The sequence below is a fragment of the Mycobacterium sp. 1164985.4 genome, assembly GCF_001668575.1.
Lineage (GTDB): Bacteria > Actinomycetota > Actinomycetes > Mycobacteriales > Mycobacteriaceae > Mycobacterium.
On the sequence record NZ_LZMD01000014.1, the window covers coordinates 17,649 to 42,268 of the forward strand.

Genomic DNA, 24,620 nt, shown 5'->3' on the forward strand with positions numbered 1-24,620 from the left:
GTCTGTAGCCTGACGGCCGTGAATCCCTCGCGTGTGTCACTCCCCGCCGGACTGCTGGCCTGCACCGCATCGCTGGTCATGACCCTCGCCGCATGCGGCTCTGACACGGAAGCCGCGCCGTCCAGTACGACTTCGTCGACGAGCACGTCGTCGCTGGCCGACGAGTTGGTTCCACCACCCGTCGAGACGGGCGACCCCGCCAGCGCAATGTGCCCGACCGGGGCACCGCAGCCCGGCGGCACACCGGAGTGGACGCTCGGCGGCGACACCGGCAGCGTGAATGTCAGCGGATCCACCGACTCGACGGCACCGCTCATCGAGGTGCAGGCGCCGTTCAGCGTCACCGAGACCCAGGTGCACACGCTCAAGCCCGGCGACGGACCGGTCGTCTCCGACACGGCGAAGGTCCTGGTCTGCTACATGGGTGTCAACGGTCGCGACGGGTCAGTGTTCGACAGCAGTTACGAGCGCGGTATGCCCGTCGACTTTCCGCTCGACGGCGTCGTACCGGGTTTTCAGAAGGCCATCGCCGGACAGAAGGTGGGGTCGACGGTCGCCGTCGCGATGACGTCAGCCGACGGGTACCCCGAAGGCCAACCCGCGGCGGGGATCCAGGCCGGCGACTCCCTCGTCTTCGCGATCAAGATCCTCGACGCCTCGAGGTAGACCCGGAACGGTCAGCCGCCGCCGGTGACCGGATTCATCGACAGCGTGATGAAGGCGCCGTTCTTCCACACACCCCAGCGGCCGCCCCAACCGGAGAACCAGACGACGGGCTCCCCGAGAAAGAACTCCGCCGGCTTGCGCGGCGCCCATGGCGGAACCGGCTCCCCGGCCATCGGCCTCGCAGGCGGCGGAGCCACACCCGGCGGAGGCGGAGGCGGAGGTATTTCGGCGGCCAGGGCCGGCGGCGGAGGCGGCGGCGGTGGAGCGGGCTCTGCGCTTGCCGGAGCGCTCAGCCCCAGTGTCGTCGCTGTCAATCCGCCTGCGATGGCAGCCAGCGTGGTCTTGGACAACCTCATGAGCATGCCTCCAGCGGTCGAGCGAATCGATGCTTCGAATTTATAGCCTGCATTTGCTGCGGCCAAACCCGGGGCGTGTACCCCCTACTGCTGTTCCGCGCTTCCGTCGCCGTTGGACGCTTCGGATTCGTCGGCCTCATCCTCCGGGTCCCCGGTCGATTCCGGTTCCAACGCGACACTGCGTGTGCGCGGGATGATCTCCGTCGGTTGATCCTCGGCCGGGCGCAACTGCACGACGCGGCCCACGGCACGACGAAGCCCCGGCGGGCCTTCCTTGCGGACGAAGTCGCCGATCCGGCCGGCCCGGAAACGCAACGGGGAGCCGATGAACTCGCCCAGCACCACCCCACTGCCGAGAGCCAGTGCGATGGCGATCGCGGACATCATTTGCCGGATGCCGTTGTCGAAGTTGCCGTCGACGGCGAAGGAGAACACCGCGCGGAACACCGCCAGGCCGGGCAGCATCGGCATGATGCCCGCGGTCGCGGTCACCAAGGCGGGCGCTTGTCGGCGGATCGAGATCAGCGTCGCGATCAGGCCGACCCCGACCGCGGCGACGCCGCTGGCGAAGACCTGACCGAATCCCGCGTTGCCCAGGGCGATCAGCACCGCCTCGGCGAGCCCGGCAACCAGCCCGGCGGTGAGGATGGCCCGCAACGGTGCGTAGCTCGCCACGGTCAGGCAGGCACCCGCCAACCCCGCGCCGAACACCGCGAGCGAGATCTGCACCGCTCCGCTCGGCGCGATGAACGACTCGGTTGCGTCGACGTGCAACGAGATCGTCACTCCGGCGATCTGGGCGATCTGCAGCCCCGCGAGGATGCCCACCACGATCCCCGACGTCAGCAACACCGCTTCCCCGAGGCGGGCGAGGGAGGTCAGCATGTAGCCGGTCACCGCGTCCTGCATCGCGCCGACGAACGTCAACCCGGACAACAACATCACGATGCCGGTGGCCACCATGACCGTCGGCCCGAGGTCGGCGTAGAGGAAGGCCGCCACGGCGACCGAGGTCGCGATCGCCGCGCCCGCGGCGTGCTGGAAGAAGAACGGCGTGCCGATGCGGTTCAACCGTCGGCCCACCTGGTCGATGACTCCCGACGTCACCGCGGCCAGGATGCAGGTCAACCAGCCGCCGCCGAGCAGCATCGCAATGCCCAGCGCGAAACCGGCCCACCCGGCGGTCGCCAGCCACCGCGGATAAGGGTGCGGACGCTCGGTCAACTCGTCCATCGCGTCGTGCGCCTGGTCGACGGTCACACCGCCCGAGGTGATCCGCTGCACCAGCTGATCGAGTTCCCCGAGTCGCGTGTAGTCCGTCGAGCGGTTGTGTACGGCTCGGACGATCGTGACGGGTGGGCTGTCAGCGGTCGGCAGCGCGGACACGATGACGGTGGTGACGAAGATGTCGACGACGCAGTCGGCCAGCCGGTACGCCTGGGCAACGTCCTGGGCGGTCGCGACGACGTCGGCGGTACCCGATCCGGACGACAGCATCACCTCGGCGAGGCGGATGGTCAGGTCGAGCACCTTGCGGGTGTGCAGGTCGCCCATTCCGTCGGAACGCCGGCGCCGCTGACCCGCAATGGGTGCGGGGTCGCGCGGGCCGCGCAGCGCGCTTCGCAGGCTACGGCGGACGCGACCGCCTGGCGTTCGATCTAGCGGCATCGAGGTGAACGATACTGACGTGCGCGCTCAGTGGCCCAGGCGGCTAATCCCGCTGCGGCGCCCGACAAGATGTGCCAGGCGCCGTGGTACTGCCACACGCTTTCGGGCCGGCACAGCGGCGAGCCCGTGCGTCCCGCGGCGTACGCGGCGAGCCCGAGCGCGAAGGTCGCGGCCGCGACGACCACCACCGTCCGCCGCCGTCGCGCGCCCTGGACGAGGGCGACCACGCACGCCGCAGCCAAGACGGCGATGGGCCAGTCGTGGACCGGCCCCGCCCAGGGCGGCTGCGGTCCGTGATAGACGAAGCTGCCGACCCCGACGGCGACCAGTGCGGCTCCCACTGCCCCGGCCGCTCGTGCTCTTCCCCGCAGCGCCCAGCACAGCGCAGCGAGTCCCGCGCCGACGTACATCAGACTGGTGAGCGCGAGCACGGGCTGGGCCAGGAACGCGTCACGGATGCGCTCGCAGTCCGAGCCCCCTATCGCCGCGGCGGCGATCCAGTCCCGCATGCCAACCCACGATAGCGACGCGAGGCGCTACCGTTCGTATTCGACTGTCACACAGTGATATCGGAGTAATAGCTCTGCGTCCCCAGGCGGCGGAGAGTGTTGGCTAGATTCTGTCGGTCATTGTCTCTTTTGCCGCTAGTCGGTGCGGTGCGCGCCGGGCACTGTGAGAGGTATGGGCAATGAAGAATCGGTCACGCTGGCCGACGTCGAACCCCTTGCGGGCGAGTGGGATCTGCCGGACTCGCAAATCTGCTCGGCTGCGATGCGATTCGTATTCGAGGTGTCTCCGGAATTCCTCGCCAACCACTGCGTCCGCAGTTACCTGTTCGCGCGGGAGATCGCGGCTGCGCAAGGGGCGCGCAGCGGCGCGCACTACGACGACGAACTCGTCTTCCTCGCCTGCGTCCTGCACGACCTCGGCGTCACCGGCGTCGGCGAGGGCGATCAGAGGTTCGAGGTCGATGGCGCCGACGCGGCCGCGGACTTCCTTCGCCGGCACGATCTTTCGGAGCGGCGGATCGCCACGGTGTGGCAGGCCATCGCCCTACACACGAGCGTCGGGCTGGCGCACCGGTTCGGTCCCGAGCAGGCGGTGACGTTCAGCGGTATCGCCCTCGATATCAACGGCATGGACAAGCACCTGCTCTCCACCGGCTTCGCTGAGCGCGTCCACGCCGCGTGGCCACGCCATGATCTCGGGTATGCGATCGCCGACGCCATCGTCCGCGATGTGCGCGACAACCCGATGAAGGCTCCACCGTTGTCGTTTCCCGCCCATCTCCACGAATTGATCACCGGCTCGGCGATCACGTTCTTCGATCTGTTGGATGGTTCCGGGTGGGACGACCGACCGCTGCGCACAGGCGCGGTCCCCCGGTGACGCCGATGCATGCGCAGATCCTGTTGTTCGACGGCTTCGACCCGCTCGACGCGATCGCCCCGTTCGAAGTGCTCATCGCGGGCAGCGACTTCGTCGGCGGCGAACTCGACGTCGAGTTCGTCTCGGCGGAAGGCGCGCGGTCGGTGGTCAGCGGTTCGCGGGGAATGGCCCTGAACGCCACCGGCCGACTCGATCCCACCAAGCCGGGGTACGTGATCGTCCCCGGCGCATCGGGTCCGCTCGACGGTGACCCGGACGAGGTTGCCACCATTCCCGTTCTGCTCGCCCGCTTCGGCGATACCGCGGCCGTGCCGTTGATGCGCGAAGCCTTCGCCAATCCGGACGTGACTGTAGCGACCGTATGCGGGGGGTCACTCGCGCTGGCGATGGCCGGTCTCATCGATGGTCGCCACGCCAACACCCATCACCTCGGTGTGGACGTTCTCGAAGCTACGGGTGCAATTCCGGTGTCGGCCAGGGTCGTCGACGATGGCGACCTGGTGAGCGCCGGCGGGGTCACGTCTGGTTTGGACCTGGCGTTGCATCTGCTTGATCGAAGCTACGGTCCGCGGATCCCGCTCGCCGTCGAGGAGCTGTTCGCCTACGAGTGACGCGGTACCGTCTGGGCCGACACCGGCCGCGAACCGAAGATGTCGGGAGCATGAGCGTGGTCGGCGACTGGGACGTCAGAATCAAGACGCCGGTCGGAACCCTGCACGTCGTGTACCGCTTCATCAACCAGGCCGGTGGGATCAGCGGCACCGCGGCGAGTAAGGCCGAGAGCGTGCCGCTGGTCGACATCGCCGTCGCCGAAGACGTTGAGGGGCAACGGGTCACGTGGAGGCAGACGGTGACCAAACCGATGAGGCTCAAGCTCGACTTCGATGTCCAGGTGCGTGGTGACCGGATGAGCGGCCATTCCCGTGCCGGACGGCTGCCTCGGTCGACGGTCTCCGGGGTGCGACGCTGAATCACAAGATCAGTCGTCTGGCGACGTGACCGTCGCCTCCCACCGTCGGCGCCGCTGTTCGTCGGTCTGCTCCCACCAGGGCGGGGTGCCTCGCTCACCGAGGGCGACCTTGGCCGCCTGCACACCTGCACGCGCCGCCTGCTCCCCGTCAGTTCCTCTGGTGCGGCGCACTTCTCGGCGCCACGCCATCAGTATTCGGGTCAACTCGGCGCGTCGATCCTCGGGTATGGCGGGATCGGTGGCGCGCCACCGGCGGCCGTTGACGACGATGTAGTGGCCGTCATCGGTCAGTGGCGGCTCACCCATCGGCCGATACTAGCCCGGTCTCAAGGGCACGGTCCGGCGAGGAACAGCGACCAGCACCACCCCGGCGGAAGTGGCGGCGTGAAGTTGGGCGGTGGCGGAGGCGGCGGCGGTGGCACCTCGCCTTCGAAAATGTTCTGCGCGACATTGCCTTGCCCGTGGTAGACGTACCAGTAGGTGTGGCACACGTTGTTGTCCCATACCACCGGGTTCACGCGCAGGTTTCCGGTCTGCACGGGCGGATCGCCCGGGCACCAGCGGCACGGTCCCGAGGGATTCGAATCCGGGCATCCGGGCCACGCCTGCTCGGGCGCCGGCCCACCAGGCAGCGCCGAAGCGACGCCCGGCACCGACCCGAGACCTGCGCTCGTTAGCGCGAACGACAACAGTGCCGCGCCCAAGAATCGCTTCGGCGTACGAGGTGCTTTCATGTTTGGTCCTCTTGCTCAGTATCGGCGCTGACAGGCGTCCTATAGGCAAGTACACCGAAACCGGTCGGCTACCGATCCCAACTACGCGGTTTCTCCGGTCATGGGCGGGGGTATGGCTCGGCGAGACGATCACGGACCAGGAGAGAACCGATGAGCTCACCCGAACAACCGGCCGACGACGCCAGCCAGGACGACAGCACGGGACAGGGCATTCCGCCGACCGCTCCTGCGTACTCGACGCCACCGCCCGAGGGTCTGCCCTCGGCCGACGACAAGGACAGGACCGAATAAGGGGGACGCTGCGGTGTGCATTCAGATCGCAAATCGACGCCCTGGCAAGGGTTTCAGCAATCTGAACACACACTAATCGTGGCGCAGATCGGCAAGCGAATTCCGCAGACCGCCGTCCATGCGAATCTGGATACCGGCCACCGCCAACATCACTGCGGCGGTCACCATGTGCACCACCGCATCGGTGATGTTGTTGGGAAACGTGAACACGTACGCGACCTGGTGCGAGAAGAAGGCCCAAATGCCCGGCAGCGCCCCGGCCACCGCCGCGGCGAGCAGATACAACACCGACCACCACTTGCGGAACGCGAAGACCAGTCCCGGTCCGAACAGGGCAAGCCCGGCGACGGCGTGCCACCCGTTGTAGTCCATACCGAGAATCTGCGCGGTCGGCGCGTTCGGGCCCGTCGCGAAGCTCGGCTCGACGATGAACCCGAACGCCGCCTGGACAACGTGGAAGGCGGCGATGACCAGCAGGCCGATCTGGGCGAAACTCCACTTCACGGATGCACCCTCCGTGCTCGTCGACACTGTCTCGGCAAATACTACGCTCGGTAGTAGCTCCTGTTAAGGGCGGGCGGGAAAATTCCGGGACGCAATGTCGGGTGCCCGCGGATACCCTGTCCGGGTGTCTGAAGTGCTGTCGGTCAATATCGCGCGGGTCCGGGTCAATCCCGATGCGCCGTCGCGGAACACGGGCATCGACAAGATCGCCGTGCCAGACCGGGTGGCCGTGCGCGCGCCGGGACCGCAGCGCGGTGGCCTGGGTAGTGGGCTGGTCGGCGACACCATCGGTCACACGAAGCTGCACGGTGGCGACGACCAAGCGGTCTACGTCTACGCGCGAGAAGACCTCGACGAGTGGGAAAGCCGACTCGAGCGCCCGCTGACCAATGGCATGTTCGGCGAAAACCTCACCACCACAGGCGTTGAGGTGACACGGGCGCGCATCGGCGAACGCTGGCGCGTAGGCGCCGACGGCCTGTTGCTCGAGGTTTCGGCGCCGCGCACACCATGTCGGACGTTCGCGGCCTTTCTGCAGATCGACCGTTGGATGAAGACGTTCACCGCCGCAGCCGAACCCGGTGCGTATCTTCGAGTCATCTCACCCGGGACGGTGGGCGCAGGCGACGAGATCGTCGTCGAGCACCGCCCCGATCACGACGTGACCATCGAATTGGCTTTTCGCGCAAGGATGTCCGACCCATCGTTGCTTCCGGAATTGCTCGTCGCCGACGCGTTGTCGGCCGAACTCAAGGGATACGCACGGCGGCGCCTGGCGGCCAGCGGGAAGTGACGGCTACTGAGGTTCACCCGTCGGAATGGTGTAGGGCGCCGTGGTGATCGGTGGGACCGCGACCGATGTCTCCGGAGTCGAGGGCGTCGTCGACTTCGTCGACGTCTCCCCTGTGGTCAGTTGCGGTGCCGCGACCGCCGGCGCCCCGGTCGCGGAGTGGGTCTCGGCGTAGGCGAGCGTCAACCCGCTCGCAAACACGGCCCCGGTGCCGACCATTGCCAACAACAGCTTCAATCGCCTCGAATCCACGTCTGATCGCTCCACTCGAAATATCTCGGCAAACCTGAAAGCCGAGCTCTTCTGTTCCAAAACGGCGCTGTCATATACGGATTCGACGACCGTCCGCGCAACCCGAACATTCCCGCTTCACGTCGATTTCTCAACTGCATTTCCGCCGGGGTGGCGATGTGCGCATCCCACGCGTATCGACGACCGCCCCGCTCTAGAGTCGTGACGTGGCGAAAAACAGTCCAGTCGATGGCCGGGTGCGGCTCAACGGCGCACACGTCGCGGCCACCGTCGAGCAACTCGAACGTCGCATCGACGCGCGGTTCGGCCAGCGTGGCCTGACCATGACCGCGCGCGAACTCGGTCAGCTCGTGATGTCGGTCGACGATGAGGCGACCGTGTCCCACGCACGATTGCGCCGCACCACGCTGGCCGCACGCGCCACGGGCATCATTATCGTCGTCGCCGCCCTCATCGCCCTCGGATACGGCCTGCGCTCGGCGGTTCTCGACGGGTTGGACCGCACCGCCGACTGGGTGCCGCTGACCGAAAGCGTGGTCAACGACCTCATCTTCGCCGCGATCGCCGTGGTGTTCCTGTGGGCATTCCCCGAGAGACTCGAGCGCCGTTCACTGCTCAGGCTCCTGCACCGCTTGCGGTCACTCACCCACGTCATCGACATGCACCAGCTCTCGAAGGATCCCGAGCAGGTCAATCCGAATTACGTACCCACCGCGCAGAGCACACCCCACGGGCTCGACGCCGAGCAGCTCCACCACTACCTCAACTACTGCTCCGAATTGCTGAGCCTGACGGCCAAGACGGCGGCGCTGTGCGCCGAACACACCACCGACGGGGTGGTACTCGAAACCGTTTCGGACATCGAGAATCTGACCACTCAGCTGTCGAGGAAGATCGGACAGAAGATCTCGTTGTTGCCGCGCGGTTAGTCGCGCGCCGTCGGATCACGCCACCCCTCCCAGAACAGAAGGCTTGACCGGACGCCGGGATCATTGACCTGGTCGAGGATCTTGATTCCCGCATTTGCGATCGCCGGGACGCCCACCACCCGATGGAACAGCCGGCCCAACTGGTACTGGCGACCCCAGTCCGCGTCGACGCGTTGCGCGTAGTTGGTGAAGTCGTGCGGCCCGCTGTTCAGCAGCGCCGCGACTGCGCACTCCCCCGCGGCCGTGAACCCCATCGGAAGCCGCCACGCCTGCAGCGACTTGGATTTCTTCAGCACATCGAGCGATGGCAGCCTCCACTCCGGCGGAAGCCCGGCCAGGAATCGGCCCATCAGCGCCGTGGCGTTGATCCGGTGCCAGTTCCGGTAGCTGGTGCAGTACCCCAACCCGATGTTGACGCGCCCGCCGCCCAGCGGGAACGACCAGCCGTAGCCGGGCAACTGGTCTCTGTCGAACGTCAGCTTCAGATAGATGTCGAGGGTGTCGGTGTCGGGCCGCTCGACGGGCATCTCGGCGCGGATGGCGATCGCCGAATAGCCGTGGTACTTCGAGTCGAGATGCAAAGCGCGCTTCACGGGTGAGTAGGCGCCGTCGGCTGCGGTGCGGGAATGCCAGGTTCCATTCGCCGGGGCTGAACACTTTGGCGCCGTTCACGCGATGGAACCGCGCGACCTCGGTCGCCAACCCCATCTTCTGCAGGAAGCTCACCGCACGCGGCGTGAGCCCGTCACCGCACGGTTTGTCCCGGAGAAAAGCCGCCTTGTCGAGCACGAGGACGCTGGCGCCCGTGCGGGCCGCCTGCCACGCTGCCGCCGATCCGGCCGGCCCGCCGCCGGCGACCACCACGTCGTATCGCTGTGCCATCAGTCTTGTCCTGGCGTCGTCGTCTCGCCTGCCCTCGACGCTATTCGCAGCCCGCCGACGCGGCCCGAGTCGGCCATTACAGAACAGTGACGCACCCCACGCCCGGTAACGGGGTCGCCGCCGGGGCCGACATATCCGTCAGCAGCGGCTACGCGCGGCGGGTGTTCCCGACGCGGCAGGTGTGAAGCATCCGCACCTGAATCGGCGGCCGAGACCAGGCGCCGGTGTGCCCGTCCGCGAGACCGCTCGGCGGTATCACACAACCAGGAAGTTCTAGAGCGATGACATTGCTACACAGATGGACGCGCCGCATGATGGCCGGCGCGCTGGCGGCCCTGCTCATGCCGGGCCTTGTCGCGGTCGTGGGTGGTACGTCCACCGCCGCGGCGTATTCGCGGCCCGGCCTGCCGGTCGAGACGCTGATGGTTCCCTCGGCGGCCATGGGCCGCGACATCCCCGTCAAGTTCCAGGGCGGCGGACCGCACGCGGTGTATCTGCTCGACGGCCTTCGGGCGCGTGACGACAACAGTGGCTGGGACATCGACACCGCCGCGTTCGAGACCTACTTCGAGTCGGGGCTGTCGGTCGTGATGCCGGTCGGCGGCATGTCCAGCTTCTACACCAATTGGCAGGGCCCTGCGGTCGGCAACGGCGGCAGCTACAACTACCAGTGGGAAACCTTCCTGACGTCCGAACTGCCCGCGTATCTCTCCGCCAACAAGGGCATCTCGCCGAGCGGCAACGCGGTGGTCGGCCTGTCCATGTCGGGCAGCGCGGCGCTGATCCTGGCGGCATACCACCCAGGCCAGTTCCGTTACGCGGCGTCCCTGTCGGGCTTCCTCAACCTCTCCGACGGCATCTGGCCGCTGCTGGTCGGCGTCGCGATGCGCGACGCGGGCGGATTCAGCGCCACCGCGATGTGGGGCCCGCCCGGCAGCTCGGCCTGGAAGCGCAACGACCCGACGGTCAACGTCGGCAAGTTGGTGGCCAATGGCACCCGCATCTGGGTGTACTGCGGTAACGGCGTCCCCTCCGAGCTCGGCGGCGGCGGCGATATCGCCGGTCAGTTCCTCGAGACCATCACCCTGGACAGCAACAAGAACTTCCAGCAGGCCTATGCGGCCGCGGGCGGAAGCAACGGCACCTTCAACTTCCCCGCCAACGGCACGCACGGCTGGGGCTACTGGGGTTCGCAGCTGGCCGCGATGAAGGGCGACATCCAGGCCACACTGGGCGCCTGAGGTCCTGACGCCACTGGGCGACCGCCTCGTGCGGTCGCCCAGTTCGCGTTGGAGACAATCACTGCGTGACGCAGCAGCTGCGACCGACCGTTCCCGCGCTTCTGGCGCGCGCCTCCACCGAGTTCGGTGACCACACCTATCTGGTCACCCCGACCGAACGCCTCACCTACCGCGACGCCGACCAGCGTTCGGCGGACCTCGCACTGTGGCTCCTGGGCCAAGGTGTCGGCAAGGGCACCCGCGTCGGGTTGTACTTCCCCAACGGCGTCGACTGGATCGTCTGGTGGCTGGCCGTCTCGCGCGTCGGCGCGCTGGCCGTCCCCCTCAGCACGCTCTACACCCCCGCGGAGATCGCCAAAGTCGCACGGCTGGCCGACGTCGCGGTGATCGTTGCTCCCGGCCGCGTCCTGAACATCGACGTCGCTGAGCGCTTCGAAGCGGCCTGGCCGGAGCTGACGACCCAACAGGGTGGACGGCTGGCGCTCGTCGCCGCCCCGTACCTGCGTCACGTCGTGATCGTCGACGGCCCTGTTCCCTCCTGGGCGACCGGGTACGACGGCGAGGGTGTGCCCGCCGAGGTGCTGTCCGCAGCCGAGGCCGAGGTTTCGCCAGCCGATCTCGCGGTCGTCATCCACACCTCGGGCTCGACCGCGGACCCGAAGGGCGTCATGCACACCCACGGCACCCTCGTACGGCAGACGTCCACGTGGCCCGCCGCGATCCGGGCGGTCACCAAAAGCGAAGCCGCGGTGCGGATCCTGTGCGCGATGCCGTTCTTCTGGGTGGGCGGACTGCTCGCGGCCACCGGCGCGCTGCACGAACCCGTCACCGTGCTCGTCCTGCCCCGGCTGAAGGCTGGAGACGCGCTCGATCTGATCGAGCGCGAGCGGGCCGCCGGCGTCATCGGATGGCCCGCGTTCACCCAGCGCATGCGCGAACACCCGAGCTTCGCCGACCGGGATCTGTCCAGCGCCCCGATGCTGCGCGACGGGCCGCTCGACATCGCGATGGTCGACGTCCCCGACGGATATCCCGTGCACCGCACCATGTCCGAAACCGCGGGCGGGTTCGCGTTCACCGACATGTGCATCGTCGACGACGACGGCGCCCCGGTGCCCGACGGCGAGGTCGGCGAACTGTTGATCCGCGGGATCGGCGTAATGGCCGGCTACAACAAACGCGAGCGGTGGGAGATCTTCGACGAAAACGGCTGGTATCACACGGGTGACCGCGTCTACCGAAAACCGGGTGACCCGCGGCTGTTCTACGTCGGCCGCACCACGGACATGATCAAGTCCGCGGGCGCCAACGTCTCGCCACTCGAGGTCCAGGCGGTCATCGAGGAATTCCCCGGCGTGGCACAGAGTCTGGTGCTCGGCATCGACGATCCCCGTCGCGGAGAGCAGGTCTGCGCCGTCGTCGTACCCACCGCCGCCGGTATCGACGTCGAGGCGCTGGCCGCTCACACCCGCGCGCATCTGTCCGCGTACAAGGTGCCGGGCCGCTGGGTGCTGGCCTCAAGTGGGCAGATCCCGATCCTGTCCAGCGGCAAATTCGACCGCAGGACGCTGAGCGGCATGATCGCCGACGGCACCCTCGAATCGGTTAGTGGGTGAGCTGGATGGCGGTTCTGAGAACACCCGACGAGCGTTTCGCGGCGCTGCCCGACTACCCGTTCGAACCCTCCTACGTCGAGGTCCAGACGCGCGGAATCGACCCGCTGCGAATGCATTACGTCGACGCGGGACCGGTCGACGCGCCCGTCGTCCTGCTGCTGCACGGCCAACCCACCTGGTCGTATCTGTACCGGCACGTCATCGGTGCCCTACTCGATGCGGGTCTGCGCGTGATCGCGCCCGACAACATCGGTTACGGGCGGTCCGACAAGCTGACCGAGCCGACGGATTACACGTTCAAGCGCCATGTCGACTGGGTGCACAGCGCGATCACCCGGTTGAACCTGACCGACATCACGCTGGTCGTGCAGGACTGGGGCGGGCCAATCGGGCTCAGTGTGCTTGCCCGCGAACCGAACCGGTTCGCCCGCGTCGTCGCGAGCAACACGATCCTGCACACGTGCGCCCCCGCTCTCGCGGGCCGGCTCGAGTGGCCGCACCACGGTGTCGGCGACGGTCAGGTCATCCACCAGGAGACCCTCCTCGACTACGTCGCGTTCTACCAACGGTCGCCGGATCTTGTTCCGAGCTTCTTCCTCGACGCAGTGGCCGGGCCATTGAACCCCGACGTCCTGGCTGCCTACGACGCGCCGTTCCCGGATCGGGAGTTCACCGCCGGCCTGCGTCAGATGACGGCGCTGATTCCGTTGACCCGCAACGATCCCGGCGCAGCCATCGGCCGCGAGACCATGGCCGTGCTCGGCGAGTGGCGACGGCCGTTTCTCACGGCCTACTCCGACGGTGATCCGCCGACCCGGGGCTGGGACAAGGTTTTCGCCGACCACGTGCCCGGTGCGAAGGGCCAACCCCATACGACCATCGAGGGCGCGGGCCATTTCGTGCAGGAACAGCGGGGCGGCGAACTCGGGCGCATCGTCGCCGAATTCGCCACCCGCACCGCGTGATCAGAGCCCGAACTGGTCGTCGATGATTCCGAGCCAGACCTGTGCGGCGTCGATCGCCACCTTCTCGCTGATGAACGCGTGCTGTGTGCCGGTGTACATGTCCCGGAACGCGCGTTCCAATCGACTGCCCTCACGGATCGAACTGGTGCCCGCGACCAGATGCGCCCACTCCGCGCACTGGCGCGCCACGTCCGTGGCGTACACCGCGGCCACCCGCATGTCCGCCCGCAGGGCCGGGGTGAGGTCGTCGCCCGCCGCGACGGCGGACTCGGCGGCGGCGAAGGCGTCGAGCACCAGCAGCCGCGCCGCCCGCCACGCCGCGACGTGATGAGCCAGACCTTTCTGAAACGTCGGCCGACTGGCCAGCGACGCCATATCGCTCATGCGGAACTTCGTGGCGGCGAGTTCTTCGACGTCGTCGAGCATGCTCTTGGCCACGCCGAGCGCCCACGACGCATGCCCGGCGGCGGTCACCGGCATCATGCCCATCCGCGTCGCGGGTGACGATCCGCGCAGCGGCTCCCGAGTGAACAACGCGAACGTGCGCTCGGCGGGCACGAACACGTCCTCGACGCTGTAGTCGTAGGAGCCCGTTCCCTTGAGCCCCTGCACATACCAGCCGTCGTTGAAACTCACCTGCTCGCGCGGCAGGATCGCGACCTGCATGTCCGGGACACCTTCGCTGACCCAGCGCATCTCGGTCCCGTCCATCGGCAGGAAACCCGCAGCGACATATTGCGAGTGCCCGATCCCCGAACCGAAGCTCCATGACCCGGTCAATCGGTATCCGCCCGACACGGCGGCGCCCTGACCGTTGGGAAAGAACTGCCCGCCCATGGTGACCCGATTGTCGTGGGCGGTGAACACCTCGGCGAACCCGGCATCGGGCAGATACGCGGCGGCCGCGAACGACGACGGCAGGTTGGCGATGCCGACCCATCCGAAAGAACCGTCCTGCCATGCCATTTCGATCCAGGTCTCGATCATCTCGGCGAACGACGGCTCGCTGCCACCCGCGGGCGCAGGGTTGAACGCCGTCATCAGCCCGCATTCCCACATCGCATCGACGACGGCCGGGCTGAGCGTGCGCCTCTGCTCCGACTCACCGGCTTCCCGTTGCACGATCTCGCGCAGGCCGCGTACCCGCCCGGCGATGCCCCCGGCGGCTTCCAAGGTCGACGTCATCAGTCCTCTTTATCAGCGATCGTCTCGCCGCACATACACTTCGGCCGTGCACGTCACCGCGCTCAACATCGCTCCGGGCAGCAGGTTGCCGATGCGCTCCGTCGGTGAGGTGGTCGCCGAGGCGGGAACCGGCCTGGTCGGCGACCGCTACCACGGCGCCCGCCACCGCCACGTCACCGTTCAGTCGCAGGAGCTGTTGGACCGTGCGGCGGCCGATCTCGGCTACGCGTTCGACCAGGCCCTGACCCGACGCAACGTGACGGTGGACGTCGGCGGGATCCCCACCAAGCCGGGCACGCGGTTGCTGATCGGCGATGTGCTGTTGGAGGTCGTGCGGGTGTCGGCGCCGTGCCGCCTGCTCGACGACTGGATCGGTGGGGGCGCCGCGGCGGTGCTGCGCGGCCGAGGCGGCTCGGCCTGCCGCCTGCTCACCTCGGGCACGATCCGTCTCGGCGATCCGGTCGAAGTGCTGACCGCGTCAGAGCCGCAGTGACCTCACTTGATGATGCGAACCAGGTACGGCGCCATGCTGGCGGTCCGTACCGGCGACACCGCAACGCCCTGCTCGGTGGCCTCCAGCATCTGTCCGTTGCCGACGAACAACGCGACGCTCTGGTTTCCGTTGGGGCCGTAGAAGATCAGATCACCCGGCAGCGCCTCGGAGGGCAACATCTTCTGGCCGACGTTGTACTGCGCGCCCGACGACCGCGGCAGTTTGACCCCGACGCCGGCGAACGAGTAGACCATGAGGCCCGATGCGTCGAAACCGACGGTGCTAACGGCCGGATTCAGGCCGACGATATGGCCTTCGCGGTCGAGTCCTGCGACGTTGTCGGCCGTGCCGCTGCCCCTCGTCGGGCCGTTCGCATCTCCCCCGCCGTAGGAGAACGGGACACCGCGCTGCGAGAGCCCGCGGGCGATGACGAGATCGACCGCCTGCTGGTTGGCCGCGGACCGCGGCGATGGTGCGGCGGCCGCCACCCCAGGAACGGTCACCAACAGGGCGACGCCGATCACCAAGGCGTAGATGCGTTTCATGGTTCGTTGCTCTTTCTCGACTGCGCGCATACCTATGGCGCTGTATTCACTTGTACCGGTTTGTTTGCTCGAAGGGCCAATTCGCGCCTGGCCCAGCGCCAATGAGATGCAGTACCGTAACCGAACAGTGATTACTCCCCTGCTTTACGGCGTGTGGCGATGACCGAGCGGGTCGCGGTGGTCGGCGGCGGCATCATCGGCGTCGCGGTAGCCCGCGAGATCGTGCGGCGTCGTCCCGACTCCGATGTCACGTTGTTCGAGAAGGAAGACCGCCTGGCCTCGCATCAGACGGGGCGCAACAGCGGCGTCGTGCATGCGGGTCTGTATTACGAACCCGGATCGCAGAAGGCTCTGCTCTGCCGTCGCGGGGTGGGTCTGCTCGAAGCGTTCTGCACCGAGCGCGGGATCCGCCGCATCGCCTGCGGCAAGGTGCTGGTCGCCCTCACCGACGCGGAAGAAGCCCGCCTCGCCGACATCGAGCGGCGGGCGGTGGCCAACGGCGTACCCGGGGTTCGGATCATCGGGGCGCAGCAACTGCGCGAGCTCGAGCCCAACGTGTGCGGGATCGCCGCTCTGCACTCGCCGTCGACCTCGATCGTCGATTACGCCGAGGTCACCAGGGAGCTAGCCACCGACGCAACTGGTGGGGGTGCGAAAGTGCTTCTCGGGCACCGGGTGACGGGTCTGAAGGTGGGTGACACCGAAGTGCTCGTCAGCGCCTGCACCGAGGCCGACGAGATGCAGGCCGGATTCGACCGGGTGATCGTGTGCGGCGGCTTGCAGAGCGACCGGCTCGCCGAGATGGCCGGGGACGAGCCGACTCCGGTCATCATGCCGTTCCGGGGCGAGTACTACGCGCTGAAACCGCACCGGCGCAATCTGGTGAACGGTCTGGTCTATCCGGTGCCCGACCCGCGGTACCCGTTTCTCGGGGTGCACGTCACCCCGCGGGTGGACGGGGAGGTGCTGATCGGACCGAACGCGGTCCTGGCTCTGGCGCGTGAGGGCTACACGTGGAGAACGGTGTCGCTGCGCGATCTGGGTGCCATCGCGTCGACACCGGCCTTCTGGCGATTCGCCCGACGGCACTGGCGCACGGGGATCCGCGAAGTGACCGGGTCGTTGTCCAAGCGTCGCTTCATCGCCGCCGCGAGGGCCTACGTGCCTGCGTTGGGCGACGACGACGTGGTCCCCGGCATGGCGGGAGTGCGGGCGCAGGCCCTCGATCCCGACGGCGGACTCGTCGACGACTTCCGGATCCGCGTCCGCGGCCGCGTCGTGGTGTTGCGCAATGCACCGTCGCCGGCGGCGACGTCGGCACTGGCGATCGCCGAGCACGTCGTCGACACCTTCGAAGCCGCAGAGTGAGCTGCCGGCGCTGAGGTCACCCGCCGCGTCGGCATCGCCGACCCCGGATACTTCAGCAGGCTGTTCCGGCGCACCCACGGGACGTCTCCACGCACGTGGCGTGCTCATCCCTGCTGATTACGCCATCTCCGGCGGAGGCCGGGTCGTACTGTGGGTGCATGGCCATCATCGAAACGGACGCCGCGCCTCAGACCCCGTTCGAGCAGGAGGTCGCTGCCACGCAGCGGTACTTCGACAGCCCGAGATTCGACGGGATCATCCGCCTCTACTCGGCCCGTCAGGTCGCCGAACAGCGTGGCACGATTCCGTCCGACTACATCGTGGCGCGTGAGGCCGCCACCGCGTTCTACGAGCGCCTGCGCGAACTGTTCGCGCAGAAGAAGAGCATCACCACCTTCGGCCCATATTCGCCCGGCCAGGCGGTGACGATGAAACGCATGGGCATCGAGGGCATCTACCTCGGTGGCTGGGCGACCTCCGCCAAGGGGTCGACCACCGAGGATCCCGGACCGGACCTCGCCAGCTATCCGCTCAGCCAGGTGCCCGAGGAGGCTGCGGGCCTGGTCCGCGCGCTGCTCACCGCGGACCGCAACCAGCAGTATCTGCGGCTTCAGATGACCGAAGACCAGCGCTCCTCGACGCCCGCCGTCGATTTCCGACCGTTCATCATCGCCGACGCGGACACCGGCCACGGTGGAGATCCGCACGTGCGCAACCTGATTCGTCGTTTCGTGGAGGCCGGAGTGCCCGGCTATCACATCGAGGATCAGCGCCCGGGCACCAAGAAGTGCGGCCATCAGGGCGGCAAGGTGCTGGTGCCGTCCGACGAACAGATCAAACGGCTCAACACCGCACGCTTCCAACTCGACATCATGCGGGTGCCGGGCATCATCGTGGCCCGCACCGACGCCGAGGCGGCCAACCTGATCGACAGCCGCGCCGACGAACGCGACCAACCGTTCCTGCTCGGCGTGACGAACCTGAAGGTGCCGTCGTACAAGTCGTGCTACCTGGCGATGATGCGGCGCTTTTACGAGGCGGGCGTCACCGAACTCAACGGCCACCTGCTCTACGCGCTGCCCGAAGGGGAATATGAAACCGCGAACGCCTGGCTGGACCGCCACGGCATCGGGGACACCGTCACCCAGGCGGCCGCGGAGTATCAGGACCGCCCCGACGGCTCGATCGACGCGATCTTCGACGAGGTCGAGTCGAAGTGCGTCGACGCCTGGCAGGTCGATGCCGGCTTGATGACGTACGGCGAGGCCGTGGCCGAGCTGCTCGAGTTCCGCGAAAGCGAAGGCGAACAACTCGACATGAGCGTCGCCGAGTGGCGGCAGTTCGCCGAACGCGCTCCCCTCTACACCGCCCGCGAGAAGGCCAGGGAGATCGGGGCGGCCGTGGGATGGGACTGCGAGCTGGCCAAGACCCCGGAGGGCTACTACCAGGTCCGCGGCGGGATCCCGTATGCGATTGCCAAGTCGCTTGCCGCCGCGCCGTTCGCCGACATCTTGTGGATGGAGACCAAGACCGCCGACCTCGCCGACGCGCGTGAGTTCGCCGAGGCCATCCACGCCGAGTTCCCGGAGAAGATGCTGGCCTACAACCTGTCGCCCTCGTTCAACTGGGATACCACCGGCATGACTGACGACGAGATGCGGGCGTTCCCCGAAGAACTCGGCAAGATGGGCTTCGTCTTCAACTTCATCACCTACGGCGGCCATCAGGTCGACGGTGTCGCGTCCGAGGAGTTCGCCACCGCGCTGCGCCAGGACGGCATGCTCGCGCTGGCGCGGCTGCAGCGCAAGATGCGGTTGGTCGAATCGCCTTATCGCACACCGCAGACGCTCGTCGGCGGTCCGCGCAGCGATGCCGCGCTAGCCGCATCGTCGGGTCGGCTCGCGACCACGAAGGCGATGGGCAAGGGCTCGACCCAGCATCAGCATCTCGTGCAGACCGAGGTGCCGAAGAAGCTGCTCGAGGAGTGGCTGGCGATGTGGGGCGAGCACTACAAGCTCGACGAGAAGCTGCGGGTGCAGCTGCGTCCGACGCGTCCGGGCTCGGATGTGCTGGAGCTCGGTATCTTCGGCGAGCGCGACGGCGAGGACGAGAAGCTCGCGAACGTGATCGTCGATCCGATCAAGGACCGGCACGGGCGCAGCATCCTGACGGTGCGCGACCAGAACACGTTCGCCGAGAAGCTGCGGCAGAAGCGGCTGATGAGCGTCGTGCACCTGTGGCTCATCCACCGGTTCAAGCCAGAGATCATGTACTACGTCACGCCCACCGAGGACAACATCTATCAAACCGAGAAGATGAAGTCCCACGGTATCTTTACCGACGTGTACCAGGAGGTCGGTGAGATCATCGTCGCCGATGTGAACCAGCCGCGGATCGAGGAACTGCTCAACCCCGACCGCGAGGCGCTGGGACGGTTGATCCGCAAGGAGGACTGAGGGTTACGGGCTCAGGTGCCCGGCGGCGATATGTGGACGACCTTCATCTGCGTCATCTCGTCGAGCAGCTCCGGACCGAACCCGAACCCGTTGCCGCTCGCGCGACGCGGCTGTGAGGCCCCGCCGGGCGCTCCCCCGAAGACATCGTTGATCTTGACGGTGCCGACGGGCAGTGCCCGCCACGCCTCCTGCGCGTGCGCCATGTCGGGGGTCAGCACGGTGGCGGCAAGCCCGTAGCGATCGTCCGCCGCCTCGCGTACTGCCGTGTCGAAGTCAGGGGTCACTCGTACGGGCGCGACCGGACCGAATGTCTCCTCGCGGAACACCAGCATCTGCGGTGTGCAGTCGGCCAACACGGTCGGCGGATAGAACGAACCCGGACCGGGCCGCGGCACGCCGCCCGCCAGGACGCGAGCACCGTTCGCTACCGCGTCGTCGACCTGGCCCTGCACGATGTCGCGTTGATGCGTGTCGACCAGCGGTCCGATCCGGTCGTCCCACGCGCGTGCCTCGGTCGTCAGCTCCTCGAGGAACGCTTCCGCCACCGACTCGACCACGAAAACCCGTTCCACCGATACGCATATCTGTCCGGCGTTGGCGAACGCCCCGAGCGCAGCCTGCTGCGCCGCCCAGCGCGGATTCACCCCGGCGTCGACGATCAGCGCGTCATTGCCGCCGTTCTCCAACACGGTCTTGGCGCCGCGTTCGGTGCATGTCCGGGCGATCGCCCGTCCGGCGGCGCTGCTGCCCACGTGCGCGACGACGTCGACGTCGGCCGCCTCGGCGATCTGCGCGCCGACCGATGCGTCACCGTCGAGGATCGCCAACACACCTTCGGGTAGCTGCTCGGCCAGGAGCTCCGCGAAACGGCGACCCGTGGCGGGACAGCGTTCACTTGGCTTGTGCACCACCGTGTTTCCTGTCACCAAGGCCGCACCCAACAGTCCGGCCGCCACGGCGATCGGGTCGTTCCACGGGGTCAGCACCGCCACGACACCGCGGGGCTCCGGAACCATCAGGTCGGTCGCGGACCAATCGCCGTGCAGACTGCGGCCACGGTGCAGCGGTCCGAGCTCGGCGTACTGCACCAACGTGCCCGCGCCCGCGTCGACTCCGCCCAGCGCGTCGTCGCGAAGCTTTCCGGTTTCGCGTTCGTTGAGCTCGGCCAGTTCCCCTGCCGCCGCACGGACAGCTGCGGCCGCGTTCGTGAGCGCTGCGGCGCGTTCGGCGGCAGGCGTTCGGGCCCACCCCGTCGACGCCGCGCGCGCTCGCGCGATGGCGTCGGCACAGGTGGAGGGATCGGTGATCGGAATTCTGCTGACTTCGTCGCCGGTGCGGGGATCGAGAACCGTCAGCTCCATGGTCGAAGACACGCGAACGGTGGTACCCGCCAAATCCGCGATCAACCGCTCGAAGCGCGCCGGTCAGCCGTAGAGCTCTTCGAATCTACGGATCGACCGCTCGATGTCACCCTTGACCGCGCGGGCCGCTGTCGCGCCGATCGGGCCGAACAGTGGCGCTCCCCCGAGGTTCAGGGTGAGCGTGAACGCCGAGCCGGTACCGGTCGGCGCAACATTCATCCGCAGCCCGTACTTGGTGCCGCCAACGCCCCTTCCGGTGACCTCGATCAGGCGGGGCGGGTCGAACTTCTCGATGGTCCACGTGACGCGGTTGCGCAGGCCCTTGGCCCCCGCGACCCCGACGATCGTGGTGCCGACGGACAGTTCGTCGGGCAGTTCGCTGCGCCAGCCCTCGTGCATGACCAGCCAGTGCCCCAACGCGTTGAGATCCGATACGTGCTCCCACGCGTCCTGCGGACTCAACGTGAGCTGTCGCGACAACTCCAGCTTGGCCATCTGAGGATGGTAGCCATCAGCTCGGCGCGGGCAACCGCAGCACCAGCCGGGCCCCGCCGAGCGGGCCGGCCTCCATCGCGGCGGTGCCCCCGTGCAACTCGGCCTGCTGGGCCACCAGCGCCAGGCCCAGTCCCGATCCGGACCGCGCCGCGGTCGAACCGCGGGAGAACCGCTCGAACACCGCGGCGCGCTCCTCCTCCGGTATCCCGGACCCGTTGTCGTCGACCGTGATCTGCACACCGTCGCCGGAAGCCTCTGCGCTCAATAGGATTTCGGTGGCACCGCCGTGCTTGATCGCGTTCGTGATCGCGTTGTCGACGACGAGTCGCAGACCGGCGGGCAGTCCGACCATGAGCACCGTCCTCGACGACGACAGCGACACCTTCAGCCCGGGATAGTTGCGCATCGCATCGTGCGCCGCCCGGTCCAGCAGTTCGGTGATGTCGACCGGCACGAAGTCGTCGACGGTGGTCAATTCCCCCTGCGCGAGTCGCTCCAGCGCCGTGAGCGTCGCCTCGATCCGGCTCTGCGTGCGCATCACGTCGGCGATCACCTCCTGGCGTTGCTCGTCGCGCATCTGCAGCGTTGACAGCACCTCGAGATTGGTTCGCATGGCGGTCAGGGGCGTGCGGAGTTCATGGGAGGCCACCGCGGCAAAGTCACGTGCCGACTCCAGCGCCGCCCTCGTTCGCTGTTGTTCGTCACCGATACGCGCGAGCATGCCCTCGACTGCCTCGGCGATCTCGACGGCCTCCTGTACGCCGCGCACTTGGACCTCGTCGGGTTTGGATTGCGCGTTGATGGCGCGCGCCTGCTGGGCGAGCAAGCGGAACGGGTTGATCATGATCGACCACATCACCCAGCCGACCAGGATTGTGCCGACGATGACGCCGCCGCAGATCAGCAGCACCCTGCGGTGCAGTTCGTCGATGCGGCGCTGCGTCTCGGCGAGCGGCGCGCCGATCGCGATCAACGCCTCACCGGCGGTGAAGGTACGGACCCGGTACTCGACGCCGTCGATGGTGGTGTCGGCGTAGCCGACGGGAAACTCCGGCAACACGATGTTCTCCGGGATGGAAACGGTGAAGCCGTCGACGCGGGCGGTGCGAACCAGCCCACCGTCCGGGATCGGCGGGTTGAGGTCGGCCTGTTGTGCGGTGCGCAGCAGCTCGCTGATGTCGCCGAGGCTGCTCACCGAATCGAGGCGACGGTCCAACTGGCTGTACTGGTCATTCGTGACGCCGAACCACACCCAGGCGCCGAGCGTGATCACCAACGCCACGACCGACAGCGCCGCGACGATCACGATGATGCGTAGCGACATCACCCGGGTCAGCAGCGCGAACAGGCGCCCACCAAGTTGCACGATCAGCAACGATAGGACGTATCAGACCCGCCGCGGCAGTTGCGCGCCGATCAACGGCGCGATCTTTTCCGCCATGTAAGTGTGTCCGGCGTCGGTGGGGTGCACACCGTCGGCGCCGATCAGCTCGGGCCTGTCGACGAACCAGCGGAGGGCGATCGGGTCGACGAACGTCGCGCCCGACAAGTCCGCCTGATATTTGAGGGTCTCGCGGATACGCACCACGGTGGCGGGGACGTCGGCGGTCGGCCAGGGCGGCCCGATCACCAAGAACTGCGCCGACGGCGCGATGCGCCGCGCCAACACGAACGTCCCGTAAACCAGAACCGACAGCTGCGCGGGGTCGACGTTCTGATCGTTGCGCGAGCCATAGAACACCACGAGCGTGTCGTCGGGCTTAACCGTCGCCGCGGTCAGATCCTCGAAGATGCTGCCCCGGTTGCCGCGGGTGCCATAGCCCGCTCCGCCCTCGGCGCCGACGTCGGCTGTCGTGGACAGCCCCTGCTCGGCCAGGATCTGCCAGGCCTGAGTGGTCCAGGACTTTTCGCCGAGCCCGCCCTCCGGACCGCCGGTCGTGTACGAGTCGCCGATCACCGCGATGCGATTGACCGCGAACGCCAGAGGGTCGATGTCCTTGTGCTGCATCAGCTTCGACTGCTGACAACCGGTGACGACCAGGATCGCGACCGCCATGGCGATGGTCAGCACGCTTTTGACCGCGTGGGCGTAGGACCGCGACGTCGCCGTCGGCCCGGTCAGCCCGCGCGGGCCGCCATCACCTCTGACCGTTCGTGCGGCCGATACACGGTGTGCAATCTGCCCGGTGCCTCCGAACTCGGTGCGGTGGGACCGTTCATCATGCTGCGCATCCATTTCCGGGCAGGCTCCTCGACGAAGTGGTACAGCATGACCGCGCCGACCAGCGCGGTACCAAGCAAGGCAACCATTATGAGCTTGCCCGTGACGTCCGATGACAATCGCAGCCCGAATTGATCCACCATCCAGTTCCAGGTGGTGTGTACGAGTTCGTGAACCATGTACAGGCTGAAGGAGACATGTCCGAGGTACACCACCGGCCGGCGCGACAACAGCCACGGCACGGAGCCGGCCCCGATGGCCAGTGTCAACAGCAAGGGCACGAACAGCACGTCGACCAGGCCGGCGCCATCGACGATCTTCGGCAACGGATGCGCGTCGAGTCGGTAGAGGATCGCGACGATCGCGGCGCCCAGGAGAAGCGCGGCGTATCCGGCGGCGCGCCGCGCCTGGTCGCTCGGATCGAGCTTGCGCACCGCCGCACAGATGAGCGCGCCGGCGGTGAACTGCATGACGATCCGCGGCAACCAACTCCACGGCGTATAGAACTGTCCGGTCGCCAACAACAGCAGGATCGGCGGCATCACAGCCACGAACGCCAACGCAATCAGCCCCCGCGCCCGCGTCGAGCGCGCGAGGCGGAAGATCACCAGGATCAGCACGCCGAACAGGAGGTAGGCCAGCCACTCCGCGCTGATCGACCATGCGGGCCCGTCCCAGCTGGAGCCATCGAAGTAAGGGACAAACCACAGCTGGATCATCAGCGCCTGGCGCAGGTAGTTCGTCGCGGTCAGCGTCTCGGCCGCCGGCGACGGCACGTGCCCCACCTGCAGCGTGAAGATGATCCACAGCGCCGCCAGGTGCATCGTCACCAGATACACCGGCCAGACGCGGGCCAGCCGCAGCCACAGGAACCGCAGGGTCGGCCGCCATTCGAACGACGGGCCCATGCGTTCGAGGTAGTTGTAGGTCAGGACGAACCCGCTGAGCATGAAAAACAGGTCAACACCCTGCGCGCCGCAGTTGAGCAACGGGGCGAACGCCGAGCGGAATCCGGGGACCGACTGCTCCAACAGCGGGCGGAAGTGAAAGAGCACCACCCATATGGCGGCGACGATGCGCAGGCCGGAAAGGGCTTTGATTTCTCCGGTGCGCACAACACTCTCTTCGCGGAAGTCCGTAGCTTTTCGTTCGGTTATCGCTTGACGTGATTTGCCGGGCGGTCCGCCTCCCCTGGCCGCAGACCCAGCAGCTTTCGAAGGGTACCAGCGTGGCCGGGCACCGA

The 24,620-nt window shown here is 67.5% G+C and carries 27 protein-coding genes and 2 pseudogenes; 14 read left to right on the plus strand and 15 right to left on the minus strand.

Annotated elements, in window-relative coordinates; genetic code table 11:
* The first annotated feature begins 18 nt into the window (after positions 1 to 18).
* A complete protein-coding gene (locus tag A5650_RS01390) occupies positions 19 to 666 on the plus strand; it encodes an FKBP-type peptidyl-prolyl cis-trans isomerase (protein ID WP_502687035.1) in 648 nt (215 codons plus the stop codon).
* An 11-nt stretch (positions 667 to 677) separates the two neighbouring features.
* On the opposite strand, the gene A5650_RS01395 is transcribed toward A5650_RS01390, so the two are convergent.
* The 3 genes from A5650_RS01395 to A5650_RS01405 form a co-directional block, all read right to left on the minus strand.
* Positions 678 to 1,022 (minus strand): hypothetical protein, encoded by a 345-nt coding sequence (locus A5650_RS01395; RefSeq protein WP_067285687.1) that lies wholly within the window; start codon positions 1,020 to 1,022, stop codon positions 678 to 680.
* 84 nt (positions 1,023 to 1,106) lie between these two features.
* Positions 1,107 to 2,690, minus strand: a complete 1,584-nt coding sequence (locus A5650_RS01400; RefSeq protein WP_067285564.1) for a threonine/serine exporter family protein — start codon at positions 2,688 to 2,690, stop codon at positions 1,107 to 1,109.
* Complete coding sequence (locus A5650_RS01405; protein WP_067285565.1) at positions 2,681 to 3,199, minus strand: hypothetical protein; 519 nt, start codon at positions 3,197 to 3,199, stop codon at positions 2,681 to 2,683. The genes A5650_RS01400 and A5650_RS01405 overlap by 10 nt, the downstream gene beginning before the upstream one ends.
* 172 nt (positions 3,200 to 3,371) lie before the next feature.
* Here A5650_RS01405 and A5650_RS01410 point away from each other — a divergent pair, with 172 nt between their 5' ends.
* From A5650_RS01410 to A5650_RS01420, 3 genes are read left to right on the plus strand one after another with little or no spacing between them, the layout of a single operon-like run.
* The gene (locus A5650_RS01410; RefSeq protein ID WP_067285567.1) at positions 3,372 to 4,079 is read left to right on the plus strand and encodes an HD domain-containing protein; all 708 of its coding nucleotides are present in this window, start codon (positions 3,372 to 3,374) and stop codon (positions 4,077 to 4,079) included.
* Between the two features lie 5 nt (positions 4,080 to 4,084).
* Positions 4,085 to 4,690 (plus strand): DJ-1/PfpI family protein, encoded by a 606-nt coding sequence (locus tag A5650_RS01415; protein ID WP_067285691.1) that lies wholly within the window; start codon positions 4,085 to 4,087, stop codon positions 4,688 to 4,690.
* Between the two features lie 50 nt (positions 4,691 to 4,740).
* Positions 4,741 to 5,049, plus strand: coding sequence for a hypothetical protein (locus tag A5650_RS01420; protein ID WP_067285569.1), 309 nt, complete (start codon positions 4,741 to 4,743; stop codon positions 5,047 to 5,049).
* A gap of 9 nt (positions 5,050 to 5,058) precedes the next feature.
* Here A5650_RS01420 and A5650_RS01425 read toward each other — a convergent pair whose 3' ends face one another.
* Together A5650_RS01425 and A5650_RS26240 are read right to left on the minus strand one after the other, a co-directional pair.
* A complete protein-coding gene (locus tag A5650_RS01425; RefSeq protein WP_067285571.1) occupies positions 5,059 to 5,355 on the minus strand; it encodes a hypothetical protein in 297 nt (98 codons plus the stop codon).
* A 20-nt stretch (positions 5,356 to 5,375) separates the two neighbouring features.
* Complete coding sequence (locus tag A5650_RS26240) at positions 5,376 to 5,783, minus strand: hypothetical protein (RefSeq protein ID WP_231992450.1); 408 nt, start codon at positions 5,781 to 5,783, stop codon at positions 5,376 to 5,378.
* 150 nt (positions 5,784 to 5,933) lie between these two features.
* Here A5650_RS26240 and A5650_RS26660 point away from each other — a divergent pair, with 150 nt between their 5' ends.
* The gene (locus tag A5650_RS26660) at positions 5,934 to 6,074 is read left to right on the plus strand and encodes a hypothetical protein (protein WP_156743967.1); all 141 of its coding nucleotides are present in this window, start codon (positions 5,934 to 5,936) and stop codon (positions 6,072 to 6,074) included.
* A 72-nt stretch (positions 6,075 to 6,146) separates the two neighbouring features.
* On the opposite strand, the gene A5650_RS01435 is transcribed toward A5650_RS26660, so the two are convergent.
* Complete coding sequence (locus A5650_RS01435) at positions 6,147 to 6,578, minus strand: DUF4383 domain-containing protein (protein ID WP_067285576.1); 432 nt, start codon at positions 6,576 to 6,578, stop codon at positions 6,147 to 6,149.
* A 124-nt stretch (positions 6,579 to 6,702) separates the two neighbouring features.
* On the opposite strand from A5650_RS01435, the gene A5650_RS01440 reads away from it, so the two are divergent.
* The gene (locus A5650_RS01440) at positions 6,703 to 7,371 is read left to right on the plus strand and encodes an MOSC domain-containing protein (RefSeq protein ID WP_067285579.1); all 669 of its coding nucleotides are present in this window, start codon (positions 6,703 to 6,705) and stop codon (positions 7,369 to 7,371) included.
* 3 nt (positions 7,372 to 7,374) lie between these two features.
* Here the strand turns inward: A5650_RS01440 and A5650_RS01445 are convergent, their stop codons facing one another.
* Complete coding sequence (locus A5650_RS01445; protein WP_067285582.1) at positions 7,375 to 7,620, minus strand: hypothetical protein; 246 nt, start codon at positions 7,618 to 7,620, stop codon at positions 7,375 to 7,377.
* 206 nt (positions 7,621 to 7,826) lie between these two features.
* On the opposite strand from A5650_RS01445, the gene A5650_RS01450 reads away from it, so the two are divergent.
* Positions 7,827 to 8,549, plus strand: a complete 723-nt coding sequence (locus A5650_RS01450) for a hypothetical protein (protein ID WP_067285584.1) — start codon at positions 7,827 to 7,829, stop codon at positions 8,547 to 8,549.
* On the opposite strand, the pseudogene A5650_RS01455 reads toward A5650_RS01450, so the two are convergent.
* Positions 8,546 to 9,431, minus strand: a pseudogene (locus A5650_RS01455) (FAD-dependent monooxygenase). The gene A5650_RS01450 and the pseudogene A5650_RS01455 overlap by 4 nt on opposite strands.
* 281 nt (positions 9,432 to 9,712) lie before the next feature.
* Here A5650_RS01455 and A5650_RS01460 point away from each other — a divergent pair.
* The 3 genes from A5650_RS01460 to A5650_RS01470 all read left to right on the plus strand — a co-directional run bounded on the left by A5650_RS01460 (position 9,713) and on the right by A5650_RS01470 (position 13,253).
* A complete protein-coding gene (locus tag A5650_RS01460; RefSeq protein WP_067285587.1) occupies positions 9,713 to 10,672 on the plus strand; it encodes an esterase family protein in 960 nt (319 codons plus the stop codon).
* Positions 10,673 to 10,737: 65 nt separating this feature from the next.
* Positions 10,738 to 12,288 carry a class I adenylate-forming enzyme family protein gene (locus tag A5650_RS01465; RefSeq protein WP_067285590.1) on the plus strand — a complete coding sequence of 517 codons (1,551 nt, stop codon included), beginning with the start codon at positions 10,738 to 10,740 and terminating at the stop codon, positions 12,286 to 12,288.
* A 5-nt stretch (positions 12,289 to 12,293) separates the two neighbouring features.
* The gene (locus A5650_RS01470) at positions 12,294 to 13,253 is read left to right on the plus strand and encodes a haloalkane dehalogenase (protein ID WP_067285692.1); all 960 of its coding nucleotides are present in this window, start codon (positions 12,294 to 12,296) and stop codon (positions 13,251 to 13,253) included.
* Here the strand turns inward: A5650_RS01470 and A5650_RS01475 are convergent, their stop codons facing one another.
* On the minus strand, positions 13,254 to 14,438 hold the full coding sequence (locus tag A5650_RS01475) for an acyl-CoA dehydrogenase family protein (RefSeq protein ID WP_067285593.1): 1,185 nt from the start codon (positions 14,436 to 14,438) through the stop codon (positions 13,254 to 13,256).
* Positions 14,439 to 14,484: 46 nt separating this feature from the next.
* Here A5650_RS01475 and A5650_RS01480 point away from each other — a divergent pair, with 46 nt between their 5' ends.
* A complete protein-coding gene (locus A5650_RS01480; protein ID WP_067285596.1) occupies positions 14,485 to 14,931 on the plus strand; it encodes an MOSC domain-containing protein in 447 nt (148 codons plus the stop codon).
* A gap of 2 nt (positions 14,932 to 14,933) precedes the next feature.
* On the opposite strand, the gene ripD is transcribed toward A5650_RS01480, so the two are convergent.
* A complete protein-coding gene (gene ripD / locus A5650_RS01485; protein ID WP_067285694.1) occupies positions 14,934 to 15,476 on the minus strand; it encodes an NlpC/P60 family peptidoglycan-binding protein RipD in 543 nt (180 codons plus the stop codon).
* Between the two features lie 159 nt (positions 15,477 to 15,635).
* On the opposite strand from ripD, the gene lhgD reads away from it, so the two are divergent.
* From lhgD to aceA, 3 genes and pseudogenes are all read left to right on the plus strand, one after another.
* Complete coding sequence (gene lhgD / locus A5650_RS01490; protein ID WP_067285696.1) at positions 15,636 to 16,844, plus strand: L-2-hydroxyglutarate dehydrogenase; 1,209 nt, start codon at positions 15,636 to 15,638, stop codon at positions 16,842 to 16,844.
* Between the two features lie 3 nt (positions 16,845 to 16,847).
* Positions 16,848 to 16,961 (plus strand): annotated as a pseudogene (locus tag A5650_RS27640) (helix-turn-helix transcriptional regulator); the annotation flags it as partial.
* A gap of 41 nt (positions 16,962 to 17,002) precedes the next feature.
* Entirely contained in the window at positions 17,003 to 19,300 is a 2,298-nt protein-coding gene (gene aceA, locus A5650_RS01495; RefSeq protein ID WP_067285598.1) for an isocitrate lyase ICL2, read from the plus strand.
* Positions 19,301 to 19,311: 11 nt separating this feature from the next.
* Here aceA and A5650_RS01500 read toward each other — a convergent pair whose 3' ends face one another.
* The 5 genes from A5650_RS01500 to A5650_RS01520 all read right to left on the minus strand — a co-directional run bounded on the left by A5650_RS01500 (position 19,312) and on the right by A5650_RS01520 (position 24,492).
* Entirely contained in the window at positions 19,312 to 20,661 is a 1,350-nt protein-coding gene (locus tag A5650_RS01500; protein ID WP_197501763.1) for an aldehyde dehydrogenase family protein, read from the minus strand.
* A 63-nt stretch (positions 20,662 to 20,724) separates the two neighbouring features.
* On the minus strand, positions 20,725 to 21,156 hold the full coding sequence (locus A5650_RS01505; protein ID WP_067285601.1) for a type II toxin-antitoxin system Rv0910 family toxin: 432 nt from the start codon (positions 21,154 to 21,156) through the stop codon (positions 20,725 to 20,727).
* A 16-nt stretch (positions 21,157 to 21,172) separates the two neighbouring features.
* A complete protein-coding gene (locus A5650_RS01510) occupies positions 21,173 to 22,480 on the minus strand; it encodes a sensor histidine kinase (protein WP_082950559.1) in 1,308 nt (435 codons plus the stop codon).
* Between the two features lie 63 nt (positions 22,481 to 22,543).
* Entirely contained in the window at positions 22,544 to 23,227 is a 684-nt protein-coding gene (locus tag A5650_RS01515) for an Rv0518 family GDSL lipase (RefSeq protein ID WP_502687036.1), read from the minus strand.
* Between the two features lie 47 nt (positions 23,228 to 23,274).
* Positions 23,275 to 24,492 carry an acyltransferase family protein gene (locus A5650_RS01520; RefSeq protein WP_067285603.1) on the minus strand — a complete coding sequence of 406 codons (1,218 nt, stop codon included), beginning with the start codon at positions 24,490 to 24,492 and terminating at the stop codon, positions 23,275 to 23,277.
* Positions 24,493 to 24,620: the final 128 nt, after the last annotated feature.